The following is a 21,045-nucleotide window of genomic DNA, read 5'->3' as shown; positions in this document are numbered from 1 at the left end:
AATGAAACAGAATCAAATGTTAAACGGTATCGACGATCATACGTGCAAAGTGACGGAAACAATCTGCTTGCCAAATTCTAGGTTGCCACGGGTAGTTATAGTTGGAGGGGGCTTTGCGGGTCTAGCATTGGTGGAAGGGCTGAAAAACAAAGATGTTCAGGTTGTACTGATAGACCGCAACAACTTTCATCAATTCCAACCCTTATTTTATCAGGTAGCCACTAGCGGCCTCGAACCCGATAGTATTGTGTTCCCTTTTAGAAAACAAATTAAGGGGTATAAGAATGTGAGCTTCAGGCTGGCCGAGGTAAAGGAAATTCAAGCCTCTACCAATACTGTCATAACGGACAAAGGAAAACTTACCTACGACTATCTGGTCTTAGCAACGGGAACAAAGACCAACTTCTTTGGTATGGAAGAAGTGGAAAGAAATAGTTTGGGCATGAAGGATATCCGAGATTCCCTAAATATCCGCCACATGATGCTGCAAAACTTGGAGCAGGCCGCGATTACATGCGATGATGAGGAACGCGATGCCCTCACGAATTTTGTGATTGTGGGCGGCGGCCCCGCCGGAGTAGAAATGGCAGGTGCCTTGGCGGAGTTTTGCAAATACATCCTTCCAAAGGACTATCCCGAGTACCCTTCTTCCATAATGAACATCTATTTGGTGGAAGCTATGGACGAACTACTCATGGCGATGTCAGACAAAGCTTCCTCAAAAACCCTGACCTATTTGGAAAATCTAAACGTAAAAGTGTTATTGAAAGAATCCGTTAGCAATTATGACGGTACGGTAGTGCAAACCAAAAGTGGGAAGACGATTTTAGCAAAGAACTTGATTTGGACGGCAGGTGTAAAAGGGGACTTCCCAAAGGGTATCGATGAAAGGCATGTAGTGAAGGGAAATCGCTTAAAAACCGATACTTATTTGAAAGTAGACGGTCAAGAAAACATTTATGCCATCGGGGATATTGCCGCCCTGATTTCCGAAGAGACCCCAAAAGGCCACCCACAGGTAGCACGGGCGGCCATCCAACAGGGAAAATACCTTGCCTGCACATTGATGGGGATCATCAATGATAAACCAATAGGGTTATTTAGCTATAAGGACAAGGGTTCTTTGGCTACCGTTGGTAAGCGCAAGGCTGTTGCAGATTTAGGTAAACTAAAGTTTGCCGGCTATTTTGCTTGGTTGCTGTGGTCGGTCGTACACCTGTTATCCATTAGTGGGTTTCGAAACAAGTTATTGGTCGGCTTCAATTGGGCCGTAAGCTATTTTTCCTATGAAAAGAGCAATAGGGTAATTATTAGGAATTTCAAACTTAATACTACTGGGAAAACTCAAACAAAGGATAATTCCGAAAATCATTTGGAAAAGGATGTAAACACAAAAAAATCCAGTATTGATGTCTAAACACCATACAAATAACAGCATTATTAAATTCTTCGGCAGCACGGCCAAAGAACTCAATAACAGTGGTGTTGTTCTCTTTATCACGGTCGTCGTCGCAATGGTCTGGGCCAATTCGCCGTGGAAGGAATATTATATCGACTTAATGCAAACTGATATTGCCTTTACCGTTGGCAGTCTTCAGCTATCGGAGCCACTGCTGTTATGGATCAACGATGGTTTGATGGCCCTCTTCTTTCTACAAGTAGGTCTGGAGCTGAAACGTGAAATAATCGGTGGTAAACTTTCATCCCCAAAGAATGCGGTGCTACCTATTGGTGCAGCTATAGGTGGCATGGTACTTCCTGCCCTTGTTTATTTTATGTTCAATAGCTCGGGCGAAGCTTCTAATGGTTGGGGCATTCCCATGGCCACGGATATTGCCTTTTCTCTAGGGGTTCTGGCCCTTGTCGGCAAAAGACTGCCAGCCTCTTTAAGGGTTTTTCTTATTACGTTGGCGATAGTGGATGATTTGGGAGGCGTCTTGGTCATTGCCCTATTTTATACTTCCGGTATATCCGAGATGGATCTACTACATGGGCTATTGTTCTTCGGAGCTTTGATTATAGGCAATTATGCGGGAGTGAGAAGCACTTGGTTCTATGCCATCATTGGTATCGGCGGTGTTTGGCTGGCCTTCTTTTTTTCAGGGGTACATCCAACCATTGCGGGGATTCTGACGGCATTTGCCATTCCAGGTAGGGTAAAAATTAAGGAGAATACCTTTTTAGAGCGTTTAGACCACCTGCATAAAAGGTTTCAGGAAACCAAGTCGATAAAGGGAACACTTATCTCAAAAACGCAATTAGAGATATTGGAGGATATCAAGACTACAAGTTCCGAGGCTGAAACTCCACTTCAAAAATTGGAAAGGACTTTAAACCCAATAGTGGGCTTTGTAATTCTTCCCTTGTTCGCTTTGGCAAATGCTGGAATACATCTTCATGGAGATTTGTTGAAAGTACTATCCAGCCCCGTTAGCTTGGGGATTGGACTAGGTTTGATTTTTGGAAAAGTCATGGGTATTGCCACTTTTTCAAGACTATTGGTCGCATTAAAACTCGCCAAGCTTCCGGAAAACGTGAATTGGAACATGATTTATGGCGTGGCTTTTCTTGGAGGAATAGGCTTTACAATGTCATTGTTTATAAATGAATTGGCTTTCACGGACGAGTCCCTAATATTTACGTCCAAAGTAAGCATCCTATTCGCTTCTATGATAGCAGGGGTAATAGGCGCGGTACTATTATACAGAAACAGTAAAAAATTAATAACAGTTAAATAATAATAAGGATATGAAAAATATTGCAGTAATAGGATACGGAGTCATCGGAAAAAGAGTGGCCGATGCCATCAATGTACAAGATGATATGAACCTTGTCGGGGTTTGCGATGTCATAAGTGATTGGCGCATACAGACCGCCATTAAAAAAGGGTATTCAGTGTTCGCGGCTACAGGACAAGCAATGGGGCAAATGAAGATGTCTGAAATTCCTGTAGCTGGATCCATGCAAAATCTTCTGGGTCAAGTAGATTTGGTAGTAGACTGCACCCCAAAGAACATAGCGGCAAAGAACGTAGAGGTCTATAAAAAACAGGGTATAAAATTCATTCTTCAAGGGGGTGAAAAGCACGAGACAACAGGGCATTCCTTTAGTGCGGAAAACAATTACAAATCCGCTGTAAATCTTGATGCTACAAGGGTGGTTTCCTGTAATACCACATCAATCTTGAGAACATTGACCGCTTTAAAAAGGGCAGATTTATTGGATTATGCACGGGGAACATTATTAAGAAGGGCCACCGACCCATGGGAAAGCCATTTAGGAGGTATAATGAACACCATGGTGCCCGAAAAGGAAATTCCAAGCCATCAAGGGCCCGACGCGCAAAGTGTCGATCCCGATTTGGATGTCATTACTTCAGCGGTCAAAGTTCCCCAAACCCTTAGCCACATGCATTATTGGAACGTGAAGCTAAAGAAAGAAGCATCTAAAGAAGAAGTGCTCAACGCCTTTAAAACCTCTACACGCATTAAGCTAATCCATTATGATCAAGGATTGGTTTCCAACAATACGATCAAGGAAATGTTTATGGATATGGGAAGACCTTGGGGCGATATGTATGAGGTAGCCCTTTGGGAAGATATGCTAAAGGTTGTGGGCGATGAACTTTTTTATGCCTACGTGGTCGATAACCAGGCGATCGTAATCCCCGAGACCATCGATGCCATTCGGGCACTTACCGGAATCGATTCCGATGGTAACAAATCCATCGCAAAGACCAATAAAAGTCTAGGTATTAATCAATAGCAACAACAATGAAAACATACGAAAATATAGTGGAACAATTAGGGGACAAAGCGTCCTTCTATTTGGACCACGTAAGCGAAAAAATTACCAAGGATGAACTACAACTGCCCGATGCTGATTTTGTCTCTAAAGTTTTTGCCAATAGTAATCGAAATCCACAAACGCTTCGGAGTCTTGCCCAATTGTACGGGCATGGCAATCTGAAGGATACTGGATATTTAAACATACTTCCCGTAGATCAAGGGGTCGAGCATAGTGCCGCTTTTTCGTTTTATAAGAATCCCGATTATTTTGATCCTGAGAATATTATAAAATTGGCCATTGGAGCTGGTTGTAATGGGGTAGCCTCAACTTTTGGGGCATTAGGTCTCTATGCCCGTAAATATGCCCATAAAATCCCCTTTATTGTCAAGTTAAACCACAATGAGTTATTGTCCTATCCCAATACATATGACCAAAACGTGTTCGGAAAGGTCAAGGAAGCTTGGGATATGGGCGCAGTTGCTATTGGGGCGACCATATATTTTGGATCTAAGGAAAGTAATCGACAGTTAAATGAGATTGCGGAAACCTTTGCCGAGGCCCATAGCCTCGGTATGGCCACGATATTGTGGTGCTACACCCGTAACGACTCCTTCAAAACGGATAAGGAAGACTATCACACCGCTGCGGATTTAACAGGTCAGGCGAACCACCTAGGGGTAACCATACAGGCTGACATCATCAAACAAAAGTTACCCACCACAAATTATGGCTTTAAGAATCTGCAATTCGGAAAATATGACGATGCCATGTACGAGGGCTTAACAACAGAGCACCCCATTGACCTATGCCGGTTACAGGTCGCCAATTGCTATATGGGTAAAATTGCATTGATCAATTCCGGCGGGGGCTCCAAAGGAGCATCCGACTTGACCGAAGCCATTACAACCGCAATCGTAAACAAGCGCGCTGGGGGTTCTGGTCTTATTTTGGGAAGAAAAGCTTTTCAAAGACCTTTTAAGGAAGGGGTGGAATTGATACATGCGGTCCAGGGCGTTTACCTTGAGAAAAGAATCACAGTGGCATAATACAGATATAAGCATGCTCGATACGGAAATAAAATCATTAAAATCCCTAAACCACTACCTGCGTAAACTGGTAGAAAATAGGCTTTGGCTCAAGGTTATCATTGCCTTGTTCCTAGGTGTCGGGGCCGGCCTGTTGTTAAGCCCCCAAAACGGTTGGATCACCAAAAGTACGGCCGATGTTTTAGGGAATTGGCTGGCCTTGCCGGGAATGCTCTTCCTGAAACTGGTGCAGATGATCATGATTCCCTTGATCGTGGCTTCCATCATTACGGGTATCGCTAGTAACGATAAGGATAACTTGAAAAGGTTGGGTGGTGGCGTACTCTTATATTTCATATCGACAACAATTATATCGGTAACCATAGGCACCGTACTTGCACTGATCTTTTCCCCCGGAAAATATCTGCACCAACAGGCGGAAGTCGATCATACAAATGCATTGGCCGACGCTGCCAAAAGTTCGGAACTATCCTTTGGAATAAACGATATTCCGAATGCCATAACCAATTTACTGCCCGAAAACCCATTGGCCTCCATGGTAAGTGGCGAAATGTTGAGCATCGTCATTTTTACCATTATCATAGGGGTCGCCGTATTGTCGCTGACCGACGACCTGCTTAAACCTGTAAAATTGCTCTTAGGGGCCATACAGGAAATCTGTATGACGGTGGTCAAATGGGCCATGTTATTGGTTCCGGTCGCCGTATTCGGTCTAATGGCACAGCTTACGTCGAGCGTTGGCCTGAACTCCTTAACGGGTCTGGGATTTTATGTGCTCGTGGTACTGATGGGATTGCTCATATTGCTCGGCATTTACATCATGCTGGTCAGCATACTTGGCCAGAGCAACCCTTTTAAATTTTTGCGAAAGATCACGGATGTACAGCTTTTGGCGTTCTCAACAACAAGCTCTGCCGCGGTAATGCCCTTATCGCTGAAAACAGCGGAGGAAGAACTCAAAGTGGATGGGGCCATCAGTAATTTCATAATCCCCATCGGGACTACCGTGAATATGGACGGGACGGCCCTCTATCAGACCATAACGACCTTGTTCATAGCACAGGCCTATGGCCTTGAAATGGGCCTTCTCAATGTCATCGTTGTCGTAGTTACCATAGTCGCCGCTTCCATCGGCACCCCGGCCATACCGGGTGGTGGCGTGGTGATTTTGGCCTCTGTACTATCCAGTGCAGGAATTCCTGCCGAAGGAATCATCATCATCATCGGGGTCGAGCGCTTGCTCGGGATGTTCCGCTCTGCGATCAACGTTACCGGAGACCTAACGGCCTGCATGGTATTCGATAGGTTTTATGGAAATAAGCCAGGGGGAACCAAAGTGAGCGATGTAAAAAGGACTACCGAATATTCAACTGTTTAATTATTAAAAGAAACGGATAATGATAAAATCAATTAGCAAAATAGATCTTTCCCCGAAACCGGGCAAGGCATACTGGGTAAACTGTCACAGGGAATGGCGGGAGGAGATCATTTATTTTATGATGGTCGACCGGTTTCATGATAGCAATAAACGGCATTCGATGAATTTCGATATCCGGCATGCCGGTTTCGGGAACGAAGAACAGCTGCAAAAGCCTTTTGGGGGCACCATCAAAGGCATCACAGACAATATCGATTACATCAAAAATTTGGGCTGTACGGCTATCTGGTTAAGTCCCGTGTTTGAAAATAACCCAGGATCCTACCATGGCTATGCCATCCAGAACTATATGGACGTGGACAAACGCTGGGGCACCAAGGAAGAACTGGAACAATTGGTGGACAAGGCACACGGGCTTGATATAAGGGTCTTTTTGGATATCGTTCTGCACCATTCAGGCGATAATTGGTCCTATCCTTTTGATTATGATTATTTCTATGCTGGTGGCCAACGGTTTCCACTAGGAGGTTGGCGCCAGAAGGACAGGCCGCTTCCAGTCGAACTGGCAGACCCCGAAATGTATAACCGAAAAGGGCAGATCAGGAATTTCGATGCGTATCCCGAGACCCAGGAAGGCGACTTCTTTACCTTAAAAACATTTAGGAACGATGGTTCTCCCGCCAGCGAAAGTTTACTGGATATATTGGTCAAGATACACTGTTATTGGATACGCGAGACGGATGTGGACGGTTTTCGTTTGGATGCCGTCAAACACATGAAAGGAAACGACATTAGCCGTTTTTGTTCCAACATAAGGGAATATGCCTACACCTTGGGCAAAAGAAACTTTTTCCTGTTTGGCGAAATTATCGGTAATGATGAGATGGGCAATCCCTATATAGGCCCCAAAATGCTGCCGAAGGACCGGAATGTATATTACGGGCTAGATTCCATTTTAGATCATCCGTTGCATAGTGTTTTGGCAGAAGTGATAAAGGGTAATTCATCCCCGAACCGATTGATACAACGGTATTCGGATTTGCAAAAGAATGCCCTAAGCCGAGGCGAATATGGGGAATTCCTGGTAACCTATATCGATGATCACGATCAGGTGGGGATGGACTTTAAGCACCGCTTTGGCCATAATGCCGCTCCCGAGCAAATTGTTGCGGGCGTGGGCTTTCTTATTTGTGCCCTTGGCGCTCCATGTATTTATTACGGTACTGAACAAGGATTTGAGGGCAACGGAATGGATGACCGATATATTAGGGAAGGAATGTTCGATCCTGATGATAAGGAGACGAACGTATTGAACCAAGATTCATGGATATTCAAGAGAATTTCGGTCTTGGCACATCTTAGACAAAAGGAAGCCATTCTAAAGTTCGGTCGAATGTATTTCAGGGAAACTTCAAAAAACGGACTTGATTTTCAGTTTCCCGATTGTGAGGAATGTCTTTTGGCATTTTCAAGAATCCTGCATCAGGGCGAAATTCTCGTAGTCTATAATTCTTCCCCAAAGGATACCAAAGAAGAATATATAGCGGTCGATACCAATATCAATGAAGAGGGTATACTTATGGAATGCCTCTATGGTAACAAGAAAAATATCAAGATAGAAAAAAATACAGATAAAGAAGCTGACCGCCTTTTCATCAAGGTAAAGCTAAAACCCATGGAGTTTTTGATGTTCAAGAACAATTCATTCAAATTTTAATTAACGGCATTATGGTTATGAAAGAACAAAAGATCGATACAAGTAAATTCTACGGATTGATGCATACTGACATCGAGGGAATCGATGCCCTTATAGAACTGGCCCTGAACATCCGTTGGTCATGGAACCATGCCTCGGATAAATTATGGGAACATCTAGATCCGGAACTATGGGAATTCACACGCAACCCATGGGTCATTCTACAGACGGTTTCACGGGATCGGTTAGAGGAGCATTTGACAGACCCAGTTTTTCAGGAAAAACTCAATGATTTATTAGAGGCAAACGAACAGGCGATTTCCGCTCCCTCTTGGTTTCAGCAAAACCATCCAAAGACCGCGCTTACCACTATCGCCTATTTCAGTATGGAATATATGCTTAATGAGGCCCTACCTATTTATGCCGGTGGCCTGGGCAACGTGGCAGGCGATCAACTAAAAGCGGCCAGTGATCTGGGCGTGCCTGTTGTCGCTGTGGGATTGCTTTATGCCAAAGGCTATTTCCGACAGGAAATAGGCAAATATGGAACGCAAAATGCCTTGTTTCCCTATAATGACCCAGGACAATTGCCCGTTACACCCTTACGCTTACCGAACGGGGAATGGCTTCGTATAAAGGTATCGTTGCCCGGTCATCCGATTTGGCTCCGTGCATGGCAGGTACAGGTAGGAAGGGCGAGACTCTATCTTTTGGATAGCAACGACGCCGCCAACTTGCCGATTCATCGTGGAATTACCGATGAGCTGTATGGTGGAGGGCCCGAACTGCGCATAAAACAGGAAATCATATTGGGTATAGGAGGATACAGATTACTAAAAGCCTTGGATATAAAACCCGAAGTCTGCCATATGAACGAAGGCCATGCGGCCTTTCTGGTTCTGGAACGTGCCAATGATTTTATGAAGGCAAACGGAACTTCTTTTGAGGAGGCACTTGCCGTAACCCGTACGGGCAACCTATTTACGACACACACGGCGGTTGCAGCTGGTTTTGATCATTTCAGTCCCTCGTCAATGGAATACCATTTAGGCGCTTATGCCAAAAAACAACTGGGCTTGGATTTTAATGATTTAATGGCCCTAGGGCGGGCCGACATCAATAACCGATCAGAAAGTTTTAACATGGCCTATCTGGCCATTCGTGGCAGCGGGGCGGTAAATGGTGTTAGCCGTTTGCACGGTGAAGTAAGCAGAAATCTTTTTAACAATCTTTTCCCGCGCTGGCCAGTAGAGGAAGTTCCGGTAGGCCATGTAACTAATGGGGTGCACATGCCATGTTGGGATTCCAAATATGCAGATGAAATCTGGACGGAATCCTGCGGAAAGGATCGCTGGAGGGGCGAACTCGCTGACCATACAGCGCATATTTCGAAACTATCCGACGAAAAATTATGGGAATTTAGGACTCGCTCCAGAAATCGCCTTGTCGATTTTATAAGGGCAAGGTTTGAGAGGCAGGCAATAGTCTTGGGCCTACCGTCGGAAGTGGTCGGGATCGCAAACCAAGTTTTTGACCCGGACACCCTGACCTTGGGCTTTGCCCGCCGATTTGTGCCTTACAAAAGACCGGACCTCTTATTACACGATCCCGAACGTTTGGTCCGAATTCTTAATAATTCGGAACATCCGGTACAATTGGTCTTGGCCGGTAAAGCTCCGCCATTTGATGAAGCTGGAAAAGGATTGATACGAAAATGGGTACAGTTTATCCAACAGCATAATTTGTATAAGCATGTCCTTTTTCTAAGTGATTATGACATGATGTTAGCGGAAAATTTGGTCCAAGGTGTTGATGTGTGGCTAAATACCCCGAGACGGCCCTGGGAAGCTAGCGGAACCAGTGGTATGAAAGTACTTGTAAATGGCGGCCTCAATTTATCGGTACTGGACGGTTGGTGGGCCGAGGCCTATACTCCCGAAGTGGGCTGGGCCTTGGGCGATGGCCAAGAACATGGCGACGATCCGGCATGGGACGCTCACGAGGCAGCAACACTATATGAGATACTGGAGCAGCAGGTCGTCCCCGAATTCTACGCACATAACAAAAAAGGAGTATCGGAAATTTGGGTGGAACGCATGAGAAAAAGTATGGCGACCCTAACGCCCCGTTTTTCCACCAACCGAACGGTTCGCGAATATATGGAGGACTTTTATCTGCCAGCGGCAATCAACTATAAAAAATGCGCAGCTAGAAAAGGAGCTAAAGGGAAAAAAATTGTTAGCGTAGGAAATGAGCTCAAAAACAAATGGAATGCCATACAATTTGGGAGCGTCGAAATTGAAAGTGCACGTCAAAAGCATCACTTTAAAGTACCGATATGGTTGCCAGAAATAAACCTTAAACATATTCAGGTAGAACTATTCGCGGAAGGAATCAACGGTGGAGCGCCCGAAAAAATCAAGATGAAATTTGATTGGATGGGGGAAGATGGGGCACATAACTTTTATGCACAGGTAAATACTTCCCGACCTATCAATCACTATACCGTTCGTATTGTACCCAGTTACGAAGGCATTTCCGTGCCGTTGGAAAACAACTTGATACAATGGCAGCATTAAAAATGGAATTTTAAATAAAAAGAAAAATGGAAACATTAGAATATCATGAAACTATATTAAATAAAGTCAGCTTCGACAAGAAGTTGTTAAAGATGGAACTGAAAAAGGCGGTTCGCAATACCACTTGTTCCCAACAGCCAGCGCTTCTTGAATGGTGCGGAGAACACCTTGGCGAGGAATACAAAAAAATGGCTGCCGGTTTTATGGAAAACAAGAGCTGTGCTTTTGAAGAGCAAGATTCATGATTGGTATGAATAGTCATTTTGGTCACAAAACCGAGTTATCAATATTCTAATTATTAAATACCTAGAACAAAAAATGCTTCCGGAAAATACAAATCTTCTAACCATCAATGGCGGTTCATCCAGCATCAAGTTCGCTATGTATAAAATGGTCATGAACCCAGAGCCCTTATTTTCCGGGAGTATCGACCGCATTGGATTGGATGGTACCACATTCAATTTTACCTACCCTGACAATGATGAAAAGATAAGTTATAAGATATATTGCCCGGGCTTTTATGAAGCTGCCATATTTCTAGTCCTTTGGCTCAAAAAACAACCTGGTTTTGATAGGGTCACATGTATTGGACATCGCATTGTCCATGGTTTGAACCACACACACGCAGAAGTAATAAACGCGTCTTTACTAAAGGAATTAAAAAATATCCGTGATTATGATCTAGATCATCTTCCTGCAGAGATCGAAATCATCGAACTATTCAAAAGTAGATGCCCCGACCTGTTACAGATAGCATGTTTCGATACTTCCTTTCACACAACGATGCCCCGTATTGCTAAAATACTGCCCATACCAAGGCGATTTGACAAAGCAGGTATTCAGCGGTATGGTTTTCATGGCTTGTCCTATACTTATCTCATGGAAGAACTCAAAACAAAAATGGGAGTTGAGTCTGATGGGAGGGTCATTCTGGCCCATCTTGGGAATGGAGCCAGTATGGCAGCCGTTAAGGATGGAAAAAGCATTGATACCACCATGGGCTTTACCCCCACAGGTGGTTGCGTCATGGGCACACGGAGTGGCGATTTAGACCCCGGCGTGGCTTGGTATATGATGAACAGCGAAGGAATGAACACCAAACAGTTCAATCATTTGATCAATCATGAATCAGGTCTTCTGGGAATTTCCGAAACAAGTGCCGATATGCAAGATCTGTTACAAAAAGAAAGCTCGGACGAAAGGGCGGCAGAGGCAGTAGCCCTTTTCTGTTATCATATACAAAAGTGGATCGGTTCGTTTATGGCCGTGTTGAGAGGCCTTGATATATTGGTTTTTTCCGGGGGTATCGGCGAGAATGCACCTATAATCCGTTCAAGAATTTGTGAAGGCTTGGGCTTTGCCGGAATTGAATTGGATGAGGACAAAAACAATCAAAATGAGTTTCAGATCTCCATGATAAATGGCAAAGTAAAAGTATTGGTAATGCCTACAAATGAAGAGTTGATCATTGCAAGAAACACAACGGATTTGTATAACAAGTCCAAAGACAAAGAAAGACAGCTATACAAAGAAAGACAGCTATAAAATAAGTAAGACATGGAAAATCAAAATAGTAAAAAAGGAAAAATGGAAATAGCTCCGGAACTTCTGGATAAAATGGATGCGTACTGGCGGGCGACCAATTACCTATCCGTAGGTCAGATATATCTACGGGATAATCCCCTGATGCGGCAACCGTTGAAAGCGGAACATATCAAACCCATGTTATTGGGGCATTGGGGTACTACACCGGGCCAAAACTTTATTTATGTACATCTAAATCGAATCATTAAAAAATACGATCTGAACATGCTTTATGTGTCCGGCCCCGGACACGGAGGGCCGGCACTTGTAGGGAGCACCTATCTTGAGGGAACCTATAGTGAGATCTATCCGGCCATAAGCCAAGACGAAGAGGGATTGAGAAAACTGTTTACCCAATTTTCCTTCCCTGGCGGTATTCCCAGCCACGTCTCCCCCGAATGCCCCGGATCCATTCACGAAGGAGGCGAGCTAGGCTATTCGCTTAGCCATGCTTTCGGGGCGGCCTTCGATAATCCGGATCTGATAGTGTCCTGCGTGGTGGGCGACGGGGAAGCGGAGACAGGTCCGTTGGCGACCGCATGGCACTCCAACAAATTTCTGAACCCGGTTATGGACGGAACGGTACTTCCTATTCTGCACCTTAATGGGTATAAAATCGCTAACCCCACGATTCTTGCCCGAATTGGACATACAGAGCTGGAACAACTTTTTTTAGGCTATGGATGGAAGCCCTATTTCATCGAAGGCGATGATCCTATGACAATGCATCGGAAAATGGCGGAATTGTTGGACCAAGTGATCGAGGAAATCAAAACGATCAAGGAAAACGCCGCCCAAGGATCTGCTACCGAACGTCCGCAGTGGCCCATGATTATTTTGAAATCCCCCAAAGGGTGGACAGGCCCCAAATTTGTGGATGGCTTGCCCGTAGAAAACCATTTTCGATCGCATCAGGTTCCGTTGCCCGATGCCGCCAGTAATCCAGAGCACTTAAAGCAATTGGAAGATTGGTTCAAAAGCTATAGGCCCGAAGAGTTTTTTGATGAACAAGGCCTTCTTTTAAGGGAATTGGCCGATCTGGCCCCTGAGGGCGAAAGGCGAATGGGTGCCAACCCACATGCCAATGGAGGTCTTTTGTTAAAAGACCTCCATATGCCCGACTTTAGGAAGTATGGTTTGGACGTATCGCTACGTGGAAAGATGGGAAACGGGGATACCCGCGTTCTGGGAGAGTTTGCGAGGGATATTATCAAGCTGAACCGGTCGCAACGGAATTTCAGGATCTTTGGACCGGACGAAACACTTTCAAACCGTTTGAACTCGGTTTTCGAGGCTACTAGTAGGCAATGGGAAGCGGAGACCATGGATACCGATGAATTACTTGAAAAAGACGGCCGTGTAGTGGAGATGTTAAGCGAGCACCAGTGCGAAGGCTGGCTTGAAGGTTATCTCTTGACTGGAAGACATGGGCTGTTCAATTGCTACGAAGCATTTATACATATCATCGATTCCATGTTCAACCAACACGCCAAGTGGCTAAAGGTAACAGCGGAACTGCCCTGGCGCAGAAAAATTGCTTCCCTCAACATTCTTTTGGCCTCGCACGTTTGGCGGCAAGACCACAACGGGTTTACCCATCAGGATCCCGGGTTCCTTGATGTCGTCATGAATAAAAAAGCCGAAATAATTCGGGTATATCTTCCGCCCGATGCCAATTGTCTTTTATCGGTAATGGACCATTGTTTTCGCAGTAAGCATTATGTAAATGTGGTTGTTGCCGGAAAGCACCCCGCACCGCAATGGCTTCCCATGGAAGAAGCGGTCATACATTGTGCCAAGGGAATCGGTATCTGGACCTGGGCGAGCAATGACAACGGTACGGAACCCGATGTGGTCATGGCCTGTGCGGGAGACGTACCTACCTTGGAGACCTTGGCAGCGGTATCCATATTACGTGAAAAATTGCCAGACCTGAAAATACGCGTGGTAAACGTGGTAGATTTGATGAAGCTACAAACCGATACGGCGCATCCGCATGGATTAACCGATGCTGATTTTGATATGTTGTTCACAAAGACCAAACCGGTCATATTCGCGTTTCACGGCTATCCCTGGCTGGTGCACCGTCTTACCTACAACCGTACCAATCATGTTAATTTTCATGTTAGGGGCTACAAGGAAGAAGGCACCATAACGACCGCTTTTGATATGACGGTATTGAACGATATGGATCGTTTTCACTTAGTGCAGGACGTATTGGACCGATTGCCAAACTTGGGCGATGAAGTGGCTTATCTAAAACAGGAAATGCAGGACAAGCTGATCGAGCACAAGTATTATATCCGTAAAAACGGGTTGGATATGCCCGAGATCAGAAATTGGAAATGGAAAAACTAATTGGCTTTATAGACCACTTAGCATCAAGTGCAATAAAAATTAACTACACAGAATGAAGACAACTGTATTTAGCACCCATAAATTCGAAGAATCGTATTTGACATCCGCCAATGACGGCAAACATGAATTGAGGCTATTAGAGGAACGACTGTCCGAGCATACCGTTCCCTTGGCAAAAGGCTCGGAGGCCATAAGCTTATTTACAGGCGATGATGCATCCGCCAACATACTAAAAAAACTAGGTGCGTTCGAAGTCAAATACATAGCTCTTCGTTCGGCAGGCTACAACCATGTGGATATGGAAAAGGCGAATGAAATGAACATCAAGGTGGCTCGTGTTCCTGCATATTCTCCTTACGCAATAGCAGAACACACGGTCGCACTAATATTGGCTTTGAACAGAAAATTGATAAGGGCTCATAGTAGGGTACGTGAACAGAATTTCTCGTTGAACGGACTCACAGGGTTTGACCTGAATGGAAAGATCGTCGGTGTAATGGGCACAGGGAAAATTGGGGCCGTACTCATTAAAATACTTCACGGCTTTGGCTGCAAAATTTTGGCCTATGATGTCAACAAGGATGAAGACCTAGTAGAGAAATTTGGTGCCCGCTATACCGACTGCAAAACGTTATGCAGCGAAGCGGACATTATAAGCCTTCACGTTCCCCTCACATCAGAAACAAGGCATATCATAAATGCCGAGCAAATTGGGGTCATGAAAAAAGGTGTTATGCTCATCAATACGAGCAGGGGCGGCCTGGTAGATACCAAAGCGGTCATTGAAGGTTTAAAAACAGAAAAAGTCGGATATTTTGGGATGGATGTTTATGAAGAAGAGGAAGGATTGTTTTTTGAAGATCATTCCGATGAGATACTTCAGGATGACGTAATTGCGCGTTTGATGACCTTCAAGAATGTTCTAATAACGAGCCATCAGGCATTCTTGACCGATACCGCATTGACGAACATTGCGGACACTACCGTATATAATCTGGATTGTTTTGAAAAACAAATCGAATCGGGAAACGAAGTCTCCAATGAATAAAGGACAGGCTCCAATTGTAAGCTTTGAAATACATATAAACCTAAAAACAATAGCACTATGAAAAATATATTAGTACCCACTGATTTCTCCGAAAATTGTAACAAAGCCGCCGATTTGGGCGTTGAAATGGCCAAATTATATAATGCGGAAATTCATTTCTTTCACTTGATACATACTCCCGTAGACTGGGTCAAACTCGACAAGCTAAAGGAAAAAAGATATCCTAAGACCTTGAAGGAAATCGGATCGGCCAAATCTGCATTGCGGGAATTGGAAAAAAAAGCGGAGAAGGAAAACCTAAAGTGTCGCACCTTCTTGGAGTACCAGATTGAGACCACCAATATTTTAAAACATTCCGGTCATTTCCACCATGATTTTATTATCACGGGGAGTAGCGGCACCAAAGGCACAGCGCGGGAACTGTTTGGCAGCAATGTGGAAAAAATTGTACGGAAATCAGATGTCCCCGTAATCGTGGTTAAAGAGGACGAAGTTTCCTTTCCTTTTAAAAACATTGTATTTGTTTCTGATTTTATGGAGGATGTGAGTGGTGCTTTCGAACATGTAATCTCAATCGCAAAAAAATGTAATGCACATATTCGTTTGTTGCGCATCAACACCCAAACGGATACCAATAGCATCGCGGCAGGATTAAATCCGATTAAGAGATTCTTGGAAAAGTTTCCCGATTTGAAAAATTATTCCATGTACGTCAATAACGAACCCTCTGTGGAAACGGGTATAAACACGTTCCTAAGACACGAACCTGCGGATCTGATTGCTTTGTCCACCCATGGTAGTACAGGCTTTTTGAGCCTGTTTTCCAAGAGCATCGCCGAGGGTGTGGCCAATCATTCGGCACTTCCGGTAATGACGATCAAAATTTAAAAAAAAGCATAGATAGTACGATGTCGAATAACTTAAATCAAATACGAGAAAAGCCCTTTTACAAGTTATTGTTGGGAAGAACGGTATTGCCCCTCGTTACCATTTTGGGTATCGGCATCTTGTATGTTGTTTTAATGTCAATGGTCGATCATAAATCTTTGCCATTCCACATTATAATTGCAACGGCGGCCTTGGGTAAGACCATCGTGATTACGATGACTACCTTGAAGCGATTGTCTAAATTGATAAAAATCTGTCATTCATTGGAGCGATTGCTTTGGGTTTTTGGGCTGATAATCGTCATAAGCATATTCTCCTTTGCAACCGATTATGCCTGCCTTTTTCAATTCAGCCATACCACATTTGAAGGAGTTCCCGATTATTCAAATTCGTACTTGTATAATTTGTACCACTTTTTCTACTTCAGTGTGATTACTTTTTCAACGGTAGGCTACGGCGATATTGTTCCAACTTCCGATGAAGCCCGGTTCGTTGTCATGCTCGAAATATTCTTAAGTTTTTTCCTAATCGTATTTGCTTTGGCCAATATTAAAAAAATACACATCAATGGATAAGATACATATCATAAAGGCAAGCGGGGAGAAAGCTCCTTTTGAAATAGAAAAAGTGAGACATTCATTAGAACGAGCCGGTGCCAATAAATTGTTGGTCGAAGAGATAGTTCGAGATATTGAAAAAGCAGTTTACGAGGGAATGACCACCAAAAAGATATATCAAATGGCCTTTAAAATATTAAAGAGAAAATCTAGGGTAAGCGCTTCAAAATACAAACTCAAAAAAGCACTTATGGAATTGGGACCTACAGGCTATCCATTTGAAAAATTTGTTGGGGCCCTATTGAGTCAAGAAGGTTTTGATACAAAAGTCGGGGTAATCGTTCAAGGCAATTGTGTTCAGCACGAAGTAGATGTGATTGCCCAAAAAGACAATAAACACTATATGATCGAATGTAAATTCCATAGTGACCAGGGCCGATTTTGCAATGTGAAAATTCCGCTCTATATCCAATCCAGATTTTTGGATGTGGAAAAACAATGGGAAAAACAGCAAGGCCATAAAACCAAGTTTCATCAAGGGGGTGTTTATACCAATACCCGCTTTACCACAGATGCCATACAATATGGTACCTGTGTTGGGCTGATACTTGCAAGTTGGGATTATCCGAAAGGGAACGGTCTGAAAGAACGCATAGACAGATCCGGCCTACATCCCTTAACCTCTTTAACAACATTGACAAAGGCCGAGAAATCCAAATTATTGGATAAAGGCATTGTGCTCTGCAAGGATATTAACGAAAACCCATCACTATTGGAGCAAATAGGTATCGCTAAGCAACGACAAAAAAAAATTCTCGAAGATTCGGAAGAATTATGCACAGCGCATTAAACCAACAAACATTAATTAATCCTAAAAAGAAAACATTTGAAAACGGAAGAACTGAAAAAACAGGAGAGTATTGACCTAGAGCCATTTTACCAAGCATTGGAGGATGATTCCAAATTACTTGAAGAAGCTTTTGAAATACTATTGGAGATGGTAAGCACCGATCCGAAATCTGCCAAGAATATGGCAGCTCTCATTAAAAAGGATTTTCATGGTCTCTATAAAGAAATAGCGGAGTTATGCCAATCGAACCAAGATAAGGGGAACACGCCTTCCTGTTGTGGGGGACACTAGACGGGTACTATAAATGAAAAACAACAAAATAAACATTCACTTTTTAGGAGCTGCTGGAACCGTTACCGGTTCAAAATATCTCTTGGATACCGGCGAACGCAAAATCTTGATTGATTGTGGTCTTTTTCAAGGGTTAAAGGAACTACGCTTAAAAAACTGGGAGTATCCTCCCGTTGAAGTCTCGGAAATTGACGCGGTCTTGCTCACGCATGGGCATATGGACCATACAGGCTATCTGCCCAGATTGGTCAAACATGGTTTTAATGGCCCCATCTATGGAACGTACCCCACATTGGACATTGCCAAAATCATATTGAACGATAGTGCCAAGATTCAAGAACAGGAAGCCGAACGTGCCAATAAGGAAGGTTATTCCAAACACAGCCCCGCCGAACCACTTTATGACTTAAAGGATGTTGAAAAAACCGTTCCTTTTTTCAAGGGAGTACCGCCCGGCCAATGGCTGCCCTTAATGAAAAACATAAAGGCTAGATTTCAGTACAACGGCCATATCCTAGGTGCTACCTACATTGAATTGGATGTTCTCGGAAAACGTTTTGTTTTTTCAGGGGATATTGGCAGAACCAACGATTTATTGCTATATCCACCGCTGAAACCAAAAAAGGCGGATGTTCTTTTTATAGAATCGACCTATGGCGGCAGGTTTCATCCCGAAGAGGCGAGGGCACTTCCCGAAATTGAAAAATTGGTAAACAAAACCATCGAAAGGGGCGGAAGCCTTTTCATACCAAGTTTTTCCGTAGAGCGTGCCCAATTGATGATGCTGATATTTTGGAGGTTGTTAAAACAAAATAGAATCCCCAAAGTGCAAATGATTATGGACAGTCCGATGGGTGCAAATGTATTGGAACTGTTCCATCGTACTAGGGACTGGCATAGGTTGGAAGATGCTGAGTGTGACGAAATGTGTTCCTATTTTACTGTGGTTAGCAGTTATCGTGAAACTATGGAATTGAGAAGCGACGATAAACCTAAAATCATCATCGCCGGAAGTGGAATGCTAACAGGAGGTAGAATGCTCAATTATCTCGAAACACAAGCACAAAACCCCAATAACACCTTGCTTTTTGTGGGCTATCAAGCGGAAGGTACTCGGGGAAGAAAATTGTTGGAAGGCGACAGGGAATTAAAAGTGTACGGAAAAACAGTATCCTTTCAAATGGAGGTGGCAGAAATAGAAGGTCTTTCGGCGCATGCAGACCATGCCGAACTATTGGATTGGCTAAGCAAGGTCGAACAAAAACCGGAACGGATATTTATTGTTCACGGAGAGAAGGAAAGTGCGGAGGCATTGCAAAAAGGCATTAAGGAAACCTATGATTGGGGTTCTGAAATTCCTGAATTATATAGCATAGAATCCGTAGGAACTAATCAAAACAACTAATGGACTTGATTATAGGAATACTATTGTGGGCATCACCAGAACTATTAAAAATAAAATAACGAAAAGAGTTATGGAAGAAATATCGAGTACTTTAAAATATAAACACTTGGGCATTTATACACAGAATGAGCATGTGGTCTATATGCGGGAAGATTGCCATGTCTGTGTTTCCGAAGGTTTTGAAGCATTGACCAGAATCCGTGTATCCAATTTCAGTACGTCCATCGTTGCCAGTCTTAATGTAATAACATCGGATGTACTGCTAGCCGGAGAGATAGGGTTATCCGAAGCGGCGGCGAAAAAATTAAAAGTGTCCGGAAATGAAACACTAAGGGTGTCCCATTTAGAACCTATAGATTCCTTAAGCCACGTACGGGCAAAAATCTACAATCAGAAACTGGATTATACGGCCTTCGATGAAATCATTACCGACATCGTTGAAGGAGATTACTCGAACATTCATCTTTCGGCCTTTATTACGGCTTGTGCCGGAAATAGATTGGATGTCAATGAAATCTCGGAACTCACAAAAGCCATGATCGCTTCTGGAAAACAATTGGACTGGAACAAGGAGATTGTGGTCGATAAACACTGTATCGGAGGTTTACCGGGTAATAGAACCACTCCCATTGTTGTGTCCATTGTTGCAGCACATGGGCTTACCATGCCCAAAACCTCCTCCCGGGCCATTACATCTCCGGCGGGAACAGCCGATACCATGGAGGTATTGACCAATGTTACCCTCTCTTTGGAAGAAATCAAAGCTGTTGTTGAAAAAGAAGGCGGATGTTTTGTTTGGGGGGGTACCGCACAATTAAGTCCGGCAGATGATATGCTCATCAAAATTGAAAAAGCCTTGGATATTGATAGCGAAGGGCAGTTGATTGCATCCGTGCTTTCTAAAAAAGCGGCCGCAGGTTCTACCCATGTGGTCATTGATATTCCCGTCGGTGAAACGGCCAAGGTTCGTACCAATGACGCTGCCATGAAGCTTAAGGAACATCTCGAAGTCGTGGGCAAAGCTGTTGGCCTTAATACAAGAGTAGTTATTACAGATGGTACACAGCCTGTCGGCAGAGGTATTGGCCCCGCGCTTGAAGCAATGGACCTCCTTAGTGTACTCAAGAATGAAGTTGATGCACCGAAAGACCTAAGAGAAAGGGCAGTTCTATTGGCGGGCGAGCTGTTAGAGCTTTCTGGCGAAATCGAATTAGGAAAAGGGAAGCAAACCGCCAGAGGGCTATTGGAATCAGGTAAGGCATTCAACAAATTTCTCGCTATCTGTAAAGCCCAAGGTAATTTTAAACAACCCCTTCTAAAACCTTATAAATTCGAAATAAAAGCCAAAAAAACAGGTGTTTTACGACGTATCGACAATAGAAAGATTGCAAAACTCGCCAAACTTTCCGGTGCGCCCCAATCCAAATCTGCCGGTATTTTATTGAACGTTCATTTAAACGATGAAATAGAAAAAGGCCAGTTACTCTATACGCTCTTTGCAGAATCGCAAGGGGAGTTGAACTATGCCTTGGAATATTATGAGAGCCATGACGATATTATAACAATAGAATAAAAA

General features: G+C 43.8%; 17 protein-coding genes. All 17 read left to right on the top strand.

Annotated elements, in window-relative coordinates; translation table 11 throughout:
* The first annotated feature begins 1 nt into the window (after position 1).
* The 17 genes from D1013_RS07600 (at position 2) to D1013_RS07520 (ending at position 21,042) form a co-directional block, all read left to right on the top strand.
* Complete coding sequence (locus tag D1013_RS07600; RefSeq protein WP_121848271.1) at positions 2–1,417, top strand: NAD(P)/FAD-dependent oxidoreductase; 1,416 nt, start codon at positions 2–4, stop codon at positions 1,415–1,417.
* Positions 1,410–2,738 carry a Na+/H+ antiporter NhaA gene (nhaA, locus tag D1013_RS07595; RefSeq protein ID WP_121848270.1) on the top strand — a complete coding sequence of 443 codons (1,329 nt, stop codon included), beginning with the start codon at positions 1,410–1,412 and terminating at the stop codon, positions 2,736–2,738. The genes D1013_RS07600 and nhaA overlap by 8 nt, the downstream gene beginning before the upstream one ends.
* 10 nt (positions 2,739–2,748) lie before the next feature.
* A complete protein-coding gene (locus D1013_RS07590; RefSeq protein WP_121848269.1) occupies positions 2,749–3,765 on the top strand; it encodes a type II glyceraldehyde-3-phosphate dehydrogenase in 1,017 nt (338 codons plus the stop codon).
* An 8-nt stretch (positions 3,766–3,773) separates the two neighbouring features.
* Complete coding sequence (locus D1013_RS07585) at positions 3,774–4,835, top strand: class I fructose-bisphosphate aldolase (protein ID WP_121848268.1); 1,062 nt, start codon at positions 3,774–3,776, stop codon at positions 4,833–4,835.
* Positions 4,836–4,848: 13 nt separating this feature from the next.
* Positions 4,849–6,213: a dicarboxylate/amino acid:cation symporter gene (locus D1013_RS07580; protein ID WP_094999230.1), complete on the top strand. Its 1,365-nt coding sequence runs from the start codon at positions 4,849–4,851 to the stop codon at positions 6,211–6,213.
* A 19-nt stretch (positions 6,214–6,232) separates the two neighbouring features.
* The gene (locus D1013_RS07575; protein ID WP_094997484.1) at positions 6,233–7,930 is read left to right on the top strand and encodes an alpha-amylase family glycosyl hydrolase; all 1,698 of its coding nucleotides are present in this window, start codon (positions 6,233–6,235) and stop codon (positions 7,928–7,930) included.
* A 17-nt stretch (positions 7,931–7,947) separates the two neighbouring features.
* A complete protein-coding gene (glgP, locus tag D1013_RS07570) occupies positions 7,948–10,488 on the top strand; it encodes an alpha-glucan family phosphorylase (RefSeq protein ID WP_094997483.1) in 2,541 nt (846 codons plus the stop codon).
* A 26-nt stretch (positions 10,489–10,514) separates the two neighbouring features.
* The gene (locus D1013_RS07565; RefSeq protein ID WP_094997482.1) at positions 10,515–10,733 is read left to right on the top strand and encodes a hypothetical protein; all 219 of its coding nucleotides are present in this window, start codon (positions 10,515–10,517) and stop codon (positions 10,731–10,733) included.
* Between the two features lie 73 nt (positions 10,734–10,806).
* On the top strand, positions 10,807–12,033 hold the full coding sequence (locus D1013_RS07560) for an acetate/propionate family kinase (RefSeq protein ID WP_121848267.1): 1,227 nt from the start codon (positions 10,807–10,809) through the stop codon (positions 12,031–12,033).
* 12 nt (positions 12,034–12,045) lie between these two features.
* Positions 12,046–14,430: a phosphoketolase family protein gene (locus D1013_RS07555; protein WP_094997480.1), complete on the top strand. Its 2,385-nt coding sequence runs from the start codon at positions 12,046–12,048 to the stop codon at positions 14,428–14,430.
* A gap of 52 nt (positions 14,431–14,482) precedes the next feature.
* Positions 14,483–15,478 carry a 2-hydroxyacid dehydrogenase gene (locus D1013_RS07550; RefSeq protein ID WP_121848266.1) on the top strand — a complete coding sequence of 332 codons (996 nt, stop codon included), beginning with the start codon at positions 14,483–14,485 and terminating at the stop codon, positions 15,476–15,478.
* A gap of 57 nt (positions 15,479–15,535) precedes the next feature.
* The gene (locus tag D1013_RS07545; RefSeq protein ID WP_094997478.1) at positions 15,536–16,366 is read left to right on the top strand and encodes a universal stress protein; all 831 of its coding nucleotides are present in this window, start codon (positions 15,536–15,538) and stop codon (positions 16,364–16,366) included.
* Between the two features lie 20 nt (positions 16,367–16,386).
* Positions 16,387–16,941 carry a potassium channel family protein gene (locus D1013_RS07540; RefSeq protein WP_121848265.1) on the top strand — a complete coding sequence of 185 codons (555 nt, stop codon included), beginning with the start codon at positions 16,387–16,389 and terminating at the stop codon, positions 16,939–16,941.
* Positions 16,934–17,773 carry an ATP cone domain-containing protein gene (locus D1013_RS07535; RefSeq protein ID WP_121848264.1) on the top strand — a complete coding sequence of 280 codons (840 nt, stop codon included), beginning with the start codon at positions 16,934–16,936 and terminating at the stop codon, positions 17,771–17,773. The genes D1013_RS07540 and D1013_RS07535 overlap by 8 nt, the downstream gene beginning before the upstream one ends.
* A 36-nt stretch (positions 17,774–17,809) precedes the next feature.
* Positions 17,810–18,064: a hypothetical protein gene (locus D1013_RS07530; RefSeq protein ID WP_121848263.1), complete on the top strand. Its 255-nt coding sequence runs from the start codon at positions 17,810–17,812 to the stop codon at positions 18,062–18,064.
* A gap of 13 nt (positions 18,065–18,077) precedes the next feature.
* Positions 18,078–19,469, top strand: coding sequence for an MBL fold metallo-hydrolase RNA specificity domain-containing protein (locus tag D1013_RS07525; protein ID WP_121848262.1), 1,392 nt, complete (start codon positions 18,078–18,080; stop codon positions 19,467–19,469).
* A 70-nt stretch (positions 19,470–19,539) separates the two neighbouring features.
* Positions 19,540–21,042 (top strand): thymidine phosphorylase family protein, encoded by a 1,503-nt coding sequence (locus D1013_RS07520; protein WP_121848261.1) that lies wholly within the window; start codon positions 19,540–19,542, stop codon positions 21,040–21,042.
* The last annotated feature ends 3 nt before the right edge of the window (positions 21,043–21,045 follow it).

Source organism: Euzebyella marina (genome assembly GCF_003687485.1).
Classification (GTDB): domain Bacteria; phylum Bacteroidota; class Bacteroidia; order Flavobacteriales; family Flavobacteriaceae; genus Euzebyella; species Euzebyella marina.
The sequence above is the reverse complement of the archived record's forward strand: the minus strand, read 5'-3'. Positions and strand labels throughout refer to the sequence as shown.